General features: G+C 59.1%; 11 protein-coding genes and 1 pseudogene. 8 read left to right on the top strand and 4 right to left on the bottom strand.

What is annotated here, in order from left to right; translation table 11 throughout:
- Nucleotides 1–55: 55 nt before the first annotated feature.
- Together PTE30175_RS08950 and PTE30175_RS08945 are read left to right on the top strand one after the other, a co-directional pair.
- Nucleotides 56–1582: a CoA-acylating methylmalonate-semialdehyde dehydrogenase gene (locus tag PTE30175_RS08950; RefSeq protein WP_150696719.1), complete on the top strand. Its 1527-nt coding sequence runs from the start codon at nt 56–58 to the stop codon at nt 1580–1582.
- Between the two features lie 108 nt (nt 1583–1690).
- Nucleotides 1691–1975, top strand: a complete 285-nt coding sequence (locus PTE30175_RS08945) for a YciI family protein (RefSeq protein WP_191628940.1) — start codon at nt 1691–1693, stop codon at nt 1973–1975.
- Nucleotides 1976–2287: 312 nt separating this feature from the next.
- On the opposite strand, the gene mmsB is transcribed toward PTE30175_RS08945, so the two are convergent.
- Entirely contained in the window at nt 2288–3178 is an 891-nt protein-coding gene (gene mmsB / locus PTE30175_RS08940; RefSeq protein WP_191628938.1) for a 3-hydroxyisobutyrate dehydrogenase, read from the bottom strand.
- 343 nt (nt 3179–3521) lie between these two features.
- On the opposite strand from mmsB, the gene PTE30175_RS08935 reads away from it, so the two are divergent.
- On the top strand, nt 3522–4436 hold the full coding sequence (locus tag PTE30175_RS08935; protein WP_150696716.1) for a LysR family transcriptional regulator: 915 nt from the start codon (nt 3522–3524) through the stop codon (nt 4434–4436).
- A 199-nt stretch (nt 4437–4635) separates the two neighbouring features.
- On the top strand, nt 4636–5610 hold the full coding sequence (locus PTE30175_RS08930) for a quinone oxidoreductase family protein (RefSeq protein ID WP_150696715.1): 975 nt from the start codon (nt 4636–4638) through the stop codon (nt 5608–5610).
- Nucleotides 5611–5697: 87 nt separating this feature from the next.
- Here the strand turns inward: PTE30175_RS08930 and PTE30175_RS08925 are convergent, their stop codons facing one another.
- Nucleotides 5698–6570 carry an AraC-like ligand-binding domain-containing protein gene (locus tag PTE30175_RS08925; RefSeq protein WP_191628936.1) on the bottom strand — a complete coding sequence of 291 codons (873 nt, stop codon included), beginning with the start codon at nt 6568–6570 and terminating at the stop codon, nt 5698–5700.
- A gap of 605 nt (nt 6571–7175) precedes the next feature.
- Here PTE30175_RS08925 and PTE30175_RS08920 point away from each other — a divergent pair.
- Nucleotides 7176–8831 (top strand): MFS transporter, encoded by a 1656-nt coding sequence (locus tag PTE30175_RS08920; RefSeq protein WP_224788661.1) that lies wholly within the window; start codon nt 7176–7178, stop codon nt 8829–8831.
- 156 nt (nt 8832–8987) lie between these two features.
- A pseudogene (locus PTE30175_RS08915) lies at nt 8988–9335 on the top strand (IS110 family transposase); the annotation flags it as partial.
- A 74-nt stretch (nt 9336–9409) separates the two neighbouring features.
- On the opposite strand, the gene PTE30175_RS08910 reads toward PTE30175_RS08915, so the two are convergent.
- Nucleotides 9410–10180: an SDR family NAD(P)-dependent oxidoreductase gene (locus PTE30175_RS08910; RefSeq protein ID WP_150696713.1), complete on the bottom strand. Its 771-nt coding sequence runs from the start codon at nt 10178–10180 to the stop codon at nt 9410–9412.
- Nucleotides 10181–10442: 262 nt separating this feature from the next.
- Here PTE30175_RS08910 and PTE30175_RS08905 point away from each other — a divergent pair, with 262 nt between their 5' ends.
- Both PTE30175_RS08905 and PTE30175_RS08900 read left to right on the top strand, forming a co-directional pair.
- Nucleotides 10443–11891, top strand: coding sequence for an NAD-dependent succinate-semialdehyde dehydrogenase (locus PTE30175_RS08905; protein WP_150696712.1), 1449 nt, complete (start codon nt 10443–10445; stop codon nt 11889–11891).
- A gap of 56 nt (nt 11892–11947) precedes the next feature.
- Complete coding sequence (locus tag PTE30175_RS08900; protein ID WP_150696711.1) at nt 11948–12697, top strand: SDR family NAD(P)-dependent oxidoreductase; 750 nt, start codon at nt 11948–11950, stop codon at nt 12695–12697.
- 89 nt (nt 12698–12786) lie between these two features.
- Here the strand turns inward: PTE30175_RS08900 and kce are convergent, their stop codons facing one another.
- A complete protein-coding gene (gene kce / locus PTE30175_RS08895) occupies nt 12787–13716 on the bottom strand; it encodes a 3,5-dioxohexanoate:acetyl-CoA acetone transferase (protein WP_150696710.1) in 930 nt (309 codons plus the stop codon).
- Between the last annotated feature and the right edge of the window lie 30 nt (nt 13717–13746).

Raw genomic sequence — 13746 nt, 5'->3', positions numbered from 1 at the left:
GCCTGTCCGTCAAGCGGCGGTCGATCTCAATCAACCTCCATATCAGGCTCAAACTATGAACTTTCCAAGCGATCCTGTTCAGAACGCGGTTGCCACCGCGAAGCTTTTGATCAATGGCGAATTCGTTAACTCGAAGACCATCGAGTGGCGCGATGTTGTAAATCCGGCAACGCAGGAGGTCATCGGACGTGTGCCGTTTGCTACTAGCGCAGAAGTCAAAGCGGCGATCGACTCTGCGCACGAGGCCTTCAAGACTTGGCGCAACACGCCGGTCGGCGCGCGCATGCGCATCATGCTCAAGTATCAGGCCTTGATTCGTGAGCATCTGCCGCGCATTGCGAAGATCCTCAGTGCCGAGCAGGGCAAAACCATTCCCGACGCCGAAGGCGACATCTTTCGCGGTCTCGAAGTGGTCGAGCACGCGGCCTCGATCGGGACTCTCCAACAAGGCGGGTTCCTCGAGAACGTCGCCGGGAAGGTCGATACCTATACGCTGCGGCAGCCTATAGGCGTCTGTGTCGGGATCACGCCATTCAATTTCCCGGCCATGATTCCGTTGTGGATGTTTCCGATGGCGCTTGTGTGCGGCAACACGTTCGTGTTGAAGCCGTCAGAGCAAGATCCGCTGTCGACGATGGAGCTCGTCAAACTCGCGATCGAGGCAGGCGTGCCGAAGGGCGTGCTGAATGTGGTGCACGGCGGAAAGGACGTTGTGGATGCACTGTGCACGCATGAACACGTGAAGGCGATCTCATTTGTCGGCTCGACAGCGGTGGGCACGCACGTCTACCGACTCGGCAGCGAGCATGGCAAGCGCGTCCAGTCGATGATGGGCGCGAAGAACCATGCCGTGGTGTTGCCGGATGCGAATCGCGAGCACACTCTGAACGCTCTTGCAGGTGCAGGCTTCGGCGCCGCCGGACAGCGCTGTATGGCGACGTCGGTCATCGTGCTCGTTGGCAAGACGCAGGAGTGGCTCGCGGATCTCGTCGAGCGTGCGAAGAAGCTCAAGGTAAACGCAGGGAACGAGCCCGGGGCCGATGTCGGCCCGGTCGTCTCGCGCGCAGCGAAGGAGCGCGTCCTGCGCCTGATTCAAAGCGGCGTCAACGAAGGTGCGACGCTCTTGCTCGATGGTCGCGATGTCAAGGTGAAGGGCTTCGAGTCAGGCAACTTCATCGGGCCGACGATTTTCGCCGATGTCACGACGGACATGGAGATTTATCGCGAGGAAATCTTCGGACCTGTGCTGGTCGTCCTGAGCGTCGCGACTCTTGACGATGCTATCGCTCTCGTGAATCGCAACCCGTTCGGCAACGGTGTCGGCCTGTTTACTCAGAGCGGCGCAGCTGCTCGTCATTTTCAGAGCGAGATCGACGTCGGACAAGTCGGCATCAACATCCCCATTCCGGTGCCGGTGCCTTACTTCAGCTTCACGGGCTCGCGCGGGTCCAAGTTGGGCGACCTCGGTCCTTACGGCAAGCAAGTCGTGCAGTTCTACACGCAGACGAAAACGATCACGGCTCGTTGGTTCGACGACGCCACGGTGAATGACGGCGTCAACACGACGATCAATCTTCGATAGGCGGCAGCGCGCGCGGGACGGTTCAACACGCATTGCTGCTACCGTTTCGCGTTGCCCTGTTCGAGAAAGCAATGGCCAGCTCGACTGGCACGAAACATGGAGACGGAAATGCATTTCGTTATTTACTGCCTGGATAATCCCGCGACGCCGACTGCGCGAGATGAGCACTACCCGGAGCATCGCGCTCACCTCGCGTCAGCACCGTTGAAGCTTCTGGTGGCAGGTCCGTTGACGGAGGTCGCCGGCGAGAAGCGCATCGGCAGCATGCTGCTGGTCGAGGCGGAAAACATCGCCGAGGCGAAAGCCTTCGCAGAACGCGACCCGTTTTTTGTCCGCCGTGTCTGGAAAGATGTTCAGATCCATCCTTTCGTTAAATCGACGGATAACCGGTAGTTGTGTGTGCTTCGCGAAATCGCCGGAGGAGTCCAAGCTCCGAGCGAGCAGACACCGGGGGGGACTCGATACGCGTCGGTTTGCTGACGCGTCGCTCAGGCCGCAGCACCGACGAACGTCTGGAAGTCGCCGATGTCGTGGTACTCGGATACAACTGAGACTTGAGGCTGCGATCATTCGTGCTGCTACAGCGTATGAGGGCGGCATGCGGGATCGCGTTATTCAGCGGCTCAACTGTGTCGCAGAAAAAGACCCCGGAGGGTGAAGCCCCCAGGGGCTCTCAATGATCGAATCCTCACTTGACGCCGCTCGTCACTTCTTTCCGCTCAGATGCAGCACGAGCGAAGTCGCATCCATGTCAGCACCGCCACTGTCGGCATGGGAGGTCATCAGCTTGTGCGCAGTCTTTGCGGTTTCGAGTACGACACCGACTTCCCGGGCAGCTTCGACGGCGAGTTGCAGATCCTTTGCAAGGAGCCACGTCTTGAAGCCAGCCTTGTAGTCATGGGAGGACGGGGCATCGGGCACGACGTTCGGTGCCGGATTCCACAGACGGAAGGACCAGTTGTCTGCGGACGAACGCGTTGCGATCTCGAAGAATTCTTTCATGTCGAGACCAAGGCGCTGACCGAGTGCGGTCGCCTCGCAATTCACCGTGACGCAAACGCCCATGATGAGATTGTTCACAACCTTCGCGGCTTGACCTGTACCCGCGCCGCCAACGTAAGCGATGTAATCGCCCAGCGGCTGCAGCATTTCCTTTGCCTTGCCCGCATGCCTCTTTTCGCAGCCGATCATGAAGGTGAGCGTGCCGTCGCGTGCGCCTTCGGTACCACCGGACACCGGAGCCTCGACGAAGACAACGCCCGTGCTGGAGGCCGCCTCGTGCAGTTTGCGTGCGTAATCGATGCCGATGGTCGAGCAGTCGATGACCATCGTGCCGGGGCGGGCATTCGCAAACACGCCATTGGAGCCCGTCATGACCTCGTGCACATCCGAACCCGAGGGGAGCATCGAATACACGACGTCAGCATCGGCAACCGCATCCGCGATGCCGCTTGCCATCTCGACGCCGTCGCCAGCAGCACGCTCGCAAGCGCCAGGATCGATGTCGAAGCCTCGAACGGTGTAACCGGCTTTGATCAGGTGTTTGGACATGGGGTTGCCCATGAGACCGAGACCAATCCACGCGATAGTGGGCATGGGGTTGCTCCTTATGAAAATTGGTTTGCAAGAAAGTCCGTGCTTGCGACCTCTGCGTCTCTTCTGCAGGCAACGGTCACCGGACGAATGCATATTATGTTCGAGCCGCGTTCCGCGACAGGGCATCGCTTGCCAACGGCTGTGCATGGATTGCATGACAAGTAACCTGAGCAAAAGGGCGCACGGCAGGGAAGGTGGCAGTTGCACAGTCCGGCGGCTTCGCTTGCGTGTCGTCGATGTGCTTTCTTCGTGCGTCGCCTTCCAGTGAGAGGGTGCCCCGCAAGCGCGCAGCGCCGTGCGGTAGAATCTGAACGAAAATAAAATGGAGTAGACGAGTCGAGACATGCCAGCCCGAAAACAAGGCGAAAACTGGGACGATTTTCGATACTTTCTCGCTGTCGCCCGTACGGGCACGCTTTCAGCTGCGGCGGAAAGGTTGGGCACGGAACACACAACGGTTTCGCGACATATCCAGTCCCTCGAGAACGAACTCAAGAAACGGCTCTTCCACAAAAGTAACGCTGGTTATGTGCTGACTCCTGCTGGTGAGGGGGTACTGCAAACTGCGGAAGCCATCGAGAGCGCTTACCTGTTGTCGAAGGCGCCGACGGGGGGCGAGCAGCAACTTGAGGGCGTGGTTCGGGTCGGCGCGCCCGACGGATTCGGGAGTATATTCCTGACCCCGAAGCTCCATGAGCTCACCGATTTGCATCCAGCGCTGGAGATCGAGGTTTTCGCGGCGCCACGCGTTTTCAGTCTCTGGAAAGGCGAGGTGGATATCGCAATCAGCCTTTCGAGCGCCGAGCACATGCGAGTGGCGTCGCGACGTTTGACCGACTATCGGTTGTTCGTCTATGGCTCAAGAAGCTATCTCGCGCAAGCGGAGCCTATCAGGGCGGTTCGTGACCTCGAACGGCATCCGTTCGTCGGCTATGTGGAGGAGGGACTCTTCGCCCCCGAACTGAATTATCTGAGCGCGATCACCGACAAAATTGCGCCGCACATCCGAAGCTCGGCATTGTTGCCGCAAGTATTCGCCACGCTCGGCGGCCAGACGCTAGGTATTCTGCCGGCGTATATCGCCGCTTTCTTTCCTTCGCTCGTGCGTGTGCTTCCAGACGAGGTCGCGTTAACCTGTTCGTTTCACATGCACGTTCATCAGGATCACAGGAAAGCCGCGCATATTCGCGAGGCGGCCAATTTCATCGCCGAGGCTGTTAGGCGCAATACGCGCTTGTTCATGGGCGAGCCTTCGTGAAAGGTTGGGAAATGCTCGGCGAGTTTTCTGTCGCGCAGAATATGCACAACCACTGTTCATTTTTTCGCTTACCGGGTCTTTATGGTCGCGCGATCATCAAAGTGTTGGGAGGACGACGAGGCTTGCCGACCGGAATGCAAGACCTTGCAAGCTGGATCGCGGGACGTCGTCTCCGCAGGCACACATAAGGAGTGGAAGTATGACGCGAGCAATACGGCTGAATGAAACGGGCGGCCCAGAGTCGATGAGCTGGGAGGAGGTCGACATCGGCAAGCCCGGCAGCGGTGAACTGCGCGTGCGCCATACCGCTGTCGGCTTGAACTATATCGATGTCTATCATCGGCAAGGTGCTTACCCGCTGCAATTGCCTACTGGCTTGGGCGTCGAGGGAGCGGGCGTCGTGGAAGAAGTCGGGCCCGGTGTCAAGGGCTTCGCTGTTGGCGATCGTGTTGTGTATGCCGGTGGCCCTCCAGGCGCGTATTCGATCGAACGTCTGTTGCCTGCGGCGCGAGCCGTCAAGCTGCCTGAGTACGTGAACGATCAATTGGCGGCGAGCGTGTTCTTCAAAGGGCTGACCGTGGAGTACCTCATTCGTCGGTGCCACGAGGTCAAGCAAGGCGATGTCGTACTGTGGCACGCGGCAGCGGGCGGCGTCGGATCGCTTGCGTCTCAGTGGTTGAGTCACATTGGTGCGACGGTCATTGGTACGGTAGGTACGGACGAGAAAGCAGAGTACGCACGCGAGAACGGCTGCGCGCATACGATCAATTATCGGAAAGAAGACTTCGTCGCCCGGGTCAAGGAAATCACAGGCGGCGCGGGCGTCTCCGCCGTGTACGACTCGGTAGGCAAGGACACGGTCAATGGGTCGCTGGACTGTTTGCGTCCGCGTGGCATCCTGGTGAGCTTCGGGATCGCTTCCGGGCCGGCGCCGCTGATCGATTTGTCGACGCTCGGGGCAAAGGGTTCTCTGTTCGTTACAAGGGCTTCGGTCGCTCATTACACCGGACAACGCGAAGAACTCGAGGGCGCCGCACAGGCGGTTTTCGACATGTTGAAGGCCGGCCACCTGAAGGCTGACGTGCCCACGGTTTATCCTTTGGCCAACGTCGTGCAGGCGCACAGGGACATTCAAGCAGGAAAGACATCAGGCTCTGTGGTTCTGATGCCTTGAGCGCATAGGCTAAGGCACCGTTTTCATTGTCGCGAAAAAAGCGCCCATTTTTGGGCGCTTTTTTCATTTGTATCGAGCGGGCTCGAACTAACGGGCCTTAAGCACCGTGCTTGGCGAAGCCCCGTAGACTTTCTTGAAGAGCCGGCAAAAGTGCGACAGGTCCGCAAATCCGCATTGATAGGCGGCCTGCGTGACTTGACGAACCTTTCCTTCACTCAGCACTGCATAGCTCGCTTCGAGGCGTCGGCGCCAGATCTGCTGCATGGCCGTAGTGCCGCGCACTGCAAACACACGCGAGAGCGTTCTTTCCGATACATGTAGTTCGTTAGCCAAGGTATCGATGCACAATTCGTCGTCGTCGAAATGTGTGTCGATATATTCCAGTGCCTGCTTGTATAACTGATCGTGTCTGCAAGCCGACGTCGCGCCTTCATGCTGCAGTTGAATTTCCATTGCCGCCGTCAGTGTATCGACCAGTGCGCTGGCGTAGCGTGCCCTGGCCGCACTTGGCGCATTGGGATCGAGGCGGATGGCCTCTTTCATCATCTGCGCGAGTAGCAGCGCCATTGGCTGATTCTCGGCTATTTTCACGTTGACGAGCGATTCCGCGCGGGCAAATCTGGAAAGCAGCATTGCTCGCGGCATACGGAGCAACAACAAGGAACTGGTGTTCAAGTCGTGAATGAAGGGCCGTCCCGAATCATTGAGCGTAATATCGCCTGCGTGGAGCATGACCTCACGCCCTTGCTGAGACGAAAGCGTGGTGCCGGATTCGACAAACAGCAGGACGAAATCGTCGAGAGAGTCGCGGCGAATCCGGCGGTCGGTGCGCTCGAAGCAATGGTGTAAGGCACTGAATCGGCCAATGCTCGCATTCCCGATGGTGTGGCCGTGCAGACTACCTTCGAATTCTTCTGCTTCGGAGAACCGGCCGTCCGCAGGCATGAATTGCGCCGCCACTGCGTCGTTCCAGAACTCGGGCCGTTGACGGGCCACGATACCGTCTGTTGAATAGTGAAATTCCATAGCGTCCCTGCTCAAAAGTACCGCCAATCCTGCGATTCGCGTCGTTAAATCCAGCCCATAAGCAAGCAAACATCAGGCCAGAAATCGGAAAAATCACGCGCCAGTAGCCATCAAGGATAGGTATAGAGCGGGGTAGTCGATATTCGGACTTTCACCGTAATCGGGCATGGTTACCGCACTGCATTGACTAGCTGGTTCCCCAAAAGGGTGCGCACGGCGGGGCATGGTTCAGGTATGCGGCGTATTCGGCTTTTTCTAATCACGTCAATGCGGTCGCTCCGACATTGACTCGGCTGCAGGTAACTCGGCGCGGGTGAACACTGACGTGAGGCACGCACGGCGAGAATAAAAATAGCTGTTATGCGATGTGTGCACAATGAGTGTTGAATTTCTCCCTTATCCGGGTCTTGTAATCGCTCCAATATCTGTCAATACAAGGCGGGCGCGTATGTGAGCCCGACTTCAGATCGCGGGCACATCGAAACATAAAGCAACGAGGATGCGTGCCCTATAAGACAGATTACAAATGGAGACAAGGCATGAGTTCAGTCCTGGCAGCGGCGAGCCCCGTAAGAATGAACGGTAAAGAACGTGTGATTGTCTTTGCGTCATCTCTCGGGACAGTTTTTGAATGGTACGATTTTTTCCTCGCGGGTGCGCTTGCCCCCTACATCAGCAAGACGATTTTCTCTGGGGTCAACCCGACTGCCGCGTTTATTTTCACGCTATTGAGCTTCGCCGCAGGTTTCGCGGTGCGGCCGTTGGGTGCCGTGTTCTTCGGGCGCCTCGGGGATATGTTGGGGCGCAAGTATACGTTCATGGTGACCATCGTGTTGATGGGTTCATCCACTTTTCTGGTCGGTCTGCTCCCCGGATATGCTGCGATCGGGATTTTTTCGCCCGTCATTTTCGTGGCAATGAGGATGCTTCAAGGCCTCGCTCTGGGCGGTGAATATGGCGGCGCGGCCACGTATGTCGCAGAGCATGCACCAGCCAACAAGCGCGGCGGCTGGACCTCGTGGATTCAGATGACCGCGACGCTGGGCCTTTTCCTATCGCTGCTCGTGATCCTTGGGGTCAGGACGAGCACGGGTGAGGCCCACTTCGCCGCGTGGGGCTGGCGCATTCCGTTCCTGCTTTCCGTCGCGTTGCTGGGCGTGTCCGTGTGGATTCGCCTGCAGCTCAGCGAATCACCCGCGTTTCAGCGCATGCACGCCGAAGGCAAGGCATCTAAAGCGCCCCTGAAGGAAGCGTTCGGACATTGGAAGAACGTCCGACTGATGCTCATCGCGCTTTTCGGTGTGACCGCTGGCGAGGCTGTCGTTTGGTACACGGGCCAGTTCTACACGCTGTTCTTTCTGAATCAGACGTTGAAGCTCGACGGTCCAATGACCAACACGATTCTCATCGCCGCCTTGTTCGTCACTGCGCCGTTCTATGTGGTTTTCGGAGCGCTGTCCGACAAAGTGGGACGCAAGCCAGTGATGTTCATCGGATGCCTGTTGGCGGCCCTTACGTACATTCCCATGTTCAAGGCGCTCACTCACTATGTGAACCCGGCGTTGGAGGAAGCTCAGGCGCGAGCGCCAATCGTGCTTCTTGCGGACCCGCAAGAGTGTTCCTTTCAGTTCAACCCGGTCGGCACGGCCAAGTTCACCAGTTCCTGCGACGTTGCGAAGGCGGCGCTGTCGAAGGCCGGCGTCAGTTACGAAAATCGCCCTGCTCCGCAGGGGCAGGCGGCCACTATTCAGGTGGGTGGTCTGAGCGTGACCTCCTACGATGCAAAGTCTGGAAATGCCACCACCTTGGCATCGCAGTTCGATAGCGGGCTAATGCATGCACTGGCACAGAGTGGCTATCCGTTGAAAGCCGATCAGAATCGGGTGAACGTCGGCATGGCCATTGTCGTCCTGATTGTGTTGATGTTGTTTGGCACCATGGTTTACGGGCCGATGGCAGCGATGCTGGTGGAGTGCTTTCCAACGAGAATCCGCTACACATGTCTATCCGTCCCATATCACATTGGCAACGGCTGGTTTGGAGGATTTCTCCCGGCAAGTGCATTTGCGATCGTCGCAGCACGAGGCAATATTTATTCGGGGCTCTGGTATCCCATCGTCGTCGCTGCCGTTGCATGTGTCGTGTGCTTATTCTTCGTGAAGGAGACGAAAGGGATCGACGTCGACGACGAGTGATTGAGTGGCGTTGCGTGCCAGGTGCTGGTCGGTTGTGATGGCATTGGCGATTCTCGGGAATCACACTTTCGTCGAGCATGCACTCCTTTTGGTGCTTTTCATGTACGTCGCGTCTGACCGGTCTTTCGCGATTTTTGCCGCACTTTGCTGCCCTCACGACGCGACGCGGCATACAAGCTCCTGCGCGCAGGCGATCTGTCTGCGGTGTACGTGCTGAGCGTCGAGGATGAGGCATTTCAGGATCTGGCCCGTGCGTGGGCGGCTGCCCGAGACGATCTGCGGCAAGCCCGGCAGCGACTGAAGTCGTTCCTGCTCTCGCACGGTGTGCGTTACATCGGCCGCGCGGACTGGGGCGCCGCGCATCGGCGCTGGCTCAGCAAGTATTCGTTCGAGAGCGAGTGGCGGCAACTGGCGTTTGACGAACATCGGCGCACAATCGAGGACCGGCTCGCACAATGCGACCGCCTGCAAGCGGCGCTGCGCGAGGCGGTGCTGACCTGGCGGTTCAACAAGCGTCCAAAACCTACCCTGACTCCAATTCCGAATTTCGTTCCAAGCAGTTCAACCGCCGCTCGTCGCTATCGGCATGTAAAGCCCCCATCGATCGGGAGGGCGACACCCGTTAAATACGCGGCGTCGTCCGATATCAAGAATAATGCGGCACGAGCCACATCTTGCGCTTCCGCGACGCGTCCCAAGGGAATCTGGGCAGTGAATTTTGCTTCAACTTCCTTTGCCTCTTGCGCACTGAGGCCTCTGCCCATGAAGTCAGGAAGCATTGGGGTATTGACCGGACCGGGGCAAACGACATTGACACGGATCTTGTCAGCGGCAAGCGCCAGTGCCAATGATTTTCCCAAGCCTACTACCGCGAACTTCGCGGCGGAATAGATTGGGCTAAATTGCGAGCCGACCAGACCTGAAACGGAGGCCGTCAACAAGATTGCGCCGCCGCCGCGTTTGCGCATGTGGGGAACGACATGACCACTTGCCACGACTGATGCTCGGAGGTTCAAGTCCATCGCATGCTGGTAGGCCACCAGGTCTACGTCTTCGATCCCACCTGGTCCTGGCGTACCAGCGTGATTCCAGAGGATGTCGATGCCTCCAAGACGGATGGCAGCTTCGTCGACTGCACGCTTGCACTCATCCGGGGAGGTCAAATCGGCCTGAACGGCATAGGCGGTGCCACCCTGTCGACGGATGTCTTCGACGACGGACGATGCTTTGCCGCCGTCGAAGTCGACGACTGCAACCGCAGCGCCTTCGCTGGCGAACAACAGAGCGGATTCTCGGCCAATGCCGGATCCGGCGGCAGTGACGACGACCAATTTATCTTTCAGGCGCATAGGTGCCTCGCTTAAAGCCGCGTGCGGTACGGCTCGGTTGATGGAGTGCCCGGCATGGGGAAACAGCGGGAGGTCGTGCTGCTCGATGAACCTAACGCAGTATGCTGAGGTGACGGCACGGGGGAGTGTCTCCTGACATGTCGCAATTGACGACCAGCACACGAGGTTATCCGGGTCAGGCAAAACCAAAAGCTGGACACATGGTATCGCATGACATAGTATGCATGCAAACGATATTTTGAACTCAGTAGATGGAGACGACATGAACCTTGACGCAAAGCGGGGCTATTCAGAGCCTCTCCAATACATTGCGGGGCAGTGGCGAGCCGGTCGGGGCGGCGTTGTTGGCCAGATTCACAATCCGGCCACGGGCGAGGGGCTGTCCGATATTCGCGGTGCGAACGAGGACGACCTGAATGATGCGCTTGCGGCTGCGGATGACGCGTTCGGAACTTGGCGCCGGAAATCGGCGATCGAGCGTGGCGGAATCTTGACGCGGGCGGCGACCTTGTTGCGCGAGCGAGCAACGGACATTGCGCGCGTCATGACACTCGAGCAGGGTAAGCCACTGGCCGAATCGACGCTCGAAGTGATGCTTTGTGCCGAAACCCTCGAATGGTATGCGGCCGAGGGATTGCGAGCGTATGGCCGGGTCATCCCTCCGCGGTCGGGTGTCGCGCGGCAAATGGTGCTGCCCCAGCCGATTGGTCCAGTCGCCGCCTTCGCGCCGTGGAATTTTCCCGCGCTGTTGCCCATGCGCAAGATTGCGCCTGCATTGGCTGCCGGTTGCACGATGGTGCTGAAACCCGCTGAGGAAACGCCCGCTTCGGCGCTCGCGCTTGTCGCAGCGCTGCGGGACGCCGGATTGCCGGATGGTGTGCTCAATGTGGTATTCGGACAGCCGGCGGAGATCTCCGAGCATCTCATCCGTTCCGACGTGATCCGGAAGATTACGTTTACTGGATCGACTGCGGTGGGCAAGACGCTTGCGGGGCTGGCGGCGCAACACGTCAAACCTTGTACGCTGGAACTCGGGGGGCATGCGCCAGTTTTTGTATTCGACGACGTTGACATCGAGCGGACGGTCGCCGTGTGTGTCCAGGGGAAACTGCGCAACGCTGGGCAGGTTTGTACCTCTCCGACCCGGTTCTTCGTGCAGACCGGCATCTATGATCGCTTCGTCACGCAACTGACGGCGGCGATGGCGCAAACCAAGGTTGGCGACGGCCTGAGCGCGGAGAGCCAAATGGGGCCGCTCGCCAGCGCACGCCGTTTACACGCGCTGGAGGCAACGGTCGCGGATGCGGTCGCTGCCGGCGGCGTGGTCCGTACCGGCGGTGCACGCCTCGACGGCGCCGGCTATTTCTTCGCGCCGACGCTTATCGAAGGCACGCCGGTTCATGCGCGTCCGATGCAGGTCGAACCATTCGGGCCGATCGCGTTCGTTAACCCATTCGAAACCGTCGATGATGCGCTGCGTGAAGGTAATCGCCTGCCGTATGGACTGGCGGCGTACGTATTCACGTCGTCGTGGTCGACGGCCGCGGTGATGAGCGAGGCGCTCGAAGCCGGCGGCATCGGCATCAACGCTTTCAGCGTATCGCACATCGAGGCGCCGTTCGGCGGTGTAAAAGAAAGTGGATATGGGCAAGAGGGTGGGCTGGAGGGGCTGCAGGCCTTCCTTCACCAGAAGTACGTCCATCACGTTTGAAGCACGCGTGCGGGTGCGCGTCATCCGCATGACGGAAGGGCTTGGGAGAACAGGTAATGCTACGAAACAAGGTAGCGCTCGTGACGGGCGCAGCATCCGGGATTGGGCGAGCGGTCGCCGAAGCATTCGGACGCGAGGGCGCCCGTGTTGTGCTCGCGGACATTGCCGCGAAAGATGGGGCGGCGGTAGCGGAGGCGCTGCGGCAACGCGGTGTCGACGCATCGTTCAGGGAGATCGACGTCTGCGATCCCGGGCAGTTGGAATCATTGGTGAAATTCGCCGTGCGAGAACATGGCCGACTGGATATCGCATGCAATAACGCAGGTATTGGCGGGCCGACGACGCCGATCGCGGATTATCCGCCGGAGGACTGGCGTCGCGTGATCGACGTCAACCTATCTTCAGTCTTCTATGGCATGAAATTCCAAATTCCCGCGATGCAGGACAGCGGCGGCGGCGCGATCGTCAATGTTGCATCGGTGCTGGGTCTGGCGGGAAGCGCGAATGTCTGCGCATATACCGCGGCCAAGCATGGCGTGATCGGTTTGACAAAGGCAGCAGCGCTGGAGTGTTCAGCTCAAGGTGTGCGCGTCAATGCCGTGGCGCCCGGGTTCATCCGAACGCCGATGATCGGTCGCCACACGAGCGTGCCGGCGCATGAGGAAATGTTGAAAGCACTACATCCGATCGGACGTCTCGGGATGCCAGAAGAAGTCGCCGAATTGGTTGTTTGGCTGGCGTCGGACCGCGCGTCTTTCGTAACCGGTGCTTGCTATCCGGTTGACGGGGGGTATTTGGCGCGGTGACGAGTCGGCGCGATTCGGCACGGCCGACGGCGCGCGCGGAGACGGCTTGAGATGGCCGATCGCCGCGTGCGCGCGCCGCGCCGGCAGCATTAGAACGCGACTTTGTCGCGCCCCTTCAACTGCAGGATTTCCCGGGCTTCGTCCGGCGTGGCGACCTCGCGACCGAGGCCCTCGATGATCTCGCGGACTTTAAGCACCTGTTCAGCATTGCTGCGCGCGAGTTGCCCCGCGCCAATCCACAGGCTGTCCTCGAGCCCCACACGCACGTGTCCACCCATGGACGCGGCCATTGCGGCAACTGACATCTGGTTGCGGCCGGCGCCGAGCACCGACCAATGGTAATCCTTGCCCAACAGTCGGTCTGCAGTGCGCTTCATGTGCATCACGTCTTCGGGGTGCGCGCCGATTCCGCCCAGGAGACCGAACACGGTTTGCACGAAGAACGGCGGCTTGACCATGCCTCGATCGGCGAAGTGAGCGAGGTTGTACAGATGCGCAGTGTCGTAGCATTCGAATTCGAAGCGTGTACCGCTGGGCGTCAGCGTATCAAGTGCTACTTCGATGTCGCCGTAGGTGTTGCGAAATACGAGATCTCTGCTCCCCTCGAGATACGGGCGTTCCCAATCGTGCTTGAATTCCTTGAAGCGGTTGAGCATCGGGAATAGTCCGAAGCCCATCGTGCCGATGTTCATCGACGCGATTTCGGGCTCGAACACGCGAGCGGGCTGGATGCGCTCCTGTACCGACATGTACGGCGAACCACCGGTCGTCAGGTTGATGACGACATCGCTGCGATGCTTGATGCTCTCGAGAAACGGCGCGAATGCTTCGGGGCGTTGATCGGGCTTGCCGTTCGATGGATCACGTGCATGCAGGTGCACGATTGCCGCGCCAGCCTTCGCTGCGTCAACTGCGGAGTCGGCGATTTCTTCCGCGGTGACGGGCAGATAAGGCGACATCGACGGGGTATGGATCGAACCAGTGATCGCGCAACTGATAATGACTTTTCGACGTGACATATGGATTCCTTATGGAAGTGGTTGTTGATG

Source organism: Pandoraea terrae (assembly GCF_902459695.1).
Lineage (GTDB): Bacteria > Pseudomonadota > Gammaproteobacteria > Burkholderiales > Burkholderiaceae > Pandoraea > Pandoraea terrae.
This window is presented reverse-complemented; position numbering and strand designations above follow the sequence as displayed.

Coding starts and splice junctions, on each gene's coding strand:
- mmsB (WP_191628938.1), bottom strand. CDS start 3,178: ATGCCCACTATCGCGTGGATTGGTCTCGGTCTCATGGGCAACCCCATG.
- PTE30175_RS08945 (WP_191628940.1), top strand. CDS start 1,691: ATGCATTTCGTTATTTACTGCCTGGATAATCCCGCGACGCCGACTGCG.
- PTE30175_RS08935 (WP_150696716.1), top strand. CDS start 3,522: ATGCCAGCCCGAAAACAAGGCGAAAACTGGGACGATTTTCGATACTTT.
- PTE30175_RS08920 (WP_224788661.1), top strand. CDS start 7,176: ATGAGTTCAGTCCTGGCAGCGGCGAGCCCCGTAAGAATGAACGGTAAA.
- PTE30175_RS08905 (WP_150696712.1), top strand. CDS start 10,443: ATGAACCTTGACGCAAAGCGGGGCTATTCAGAGCCTCTCCAATACATT.
- PTE30175_RS08900 (WP_150696711.1), top strand. CDS start 11,948: ATGCTACGAAACAAGGTAGCGCTCGTGACGGGCGCAGCATCCGGGATT.
- PTE30175_RS08930 (WP_150696715.1), top strand. CDS start 4,636: ATGACGCGAGCAATACGGCTGAATGAAACGGGCGGCCCAGAGTCGATG.
- kce (WP_150696710.1), bottom strand. CDS start 13,716: ATGTCACGTCGAAAAGTCATTATCAGTTGCGCGATCACTGGTTCGATC.
- PTE30175_RS08910 (WP_150696713.1), bottom strand. CDS start 10,180: ATGCGCCTGAAAGATAAATTGGTCGTCGTCACTGCCGCCGGATCCGGC.
- PTE30175_RS08950 (WP_150696719.1), top strand. CDS start 56: ATGAACTTTCCAAGCGATCCTGTTCAGAACGCGGTTGCCACCGCGAAG.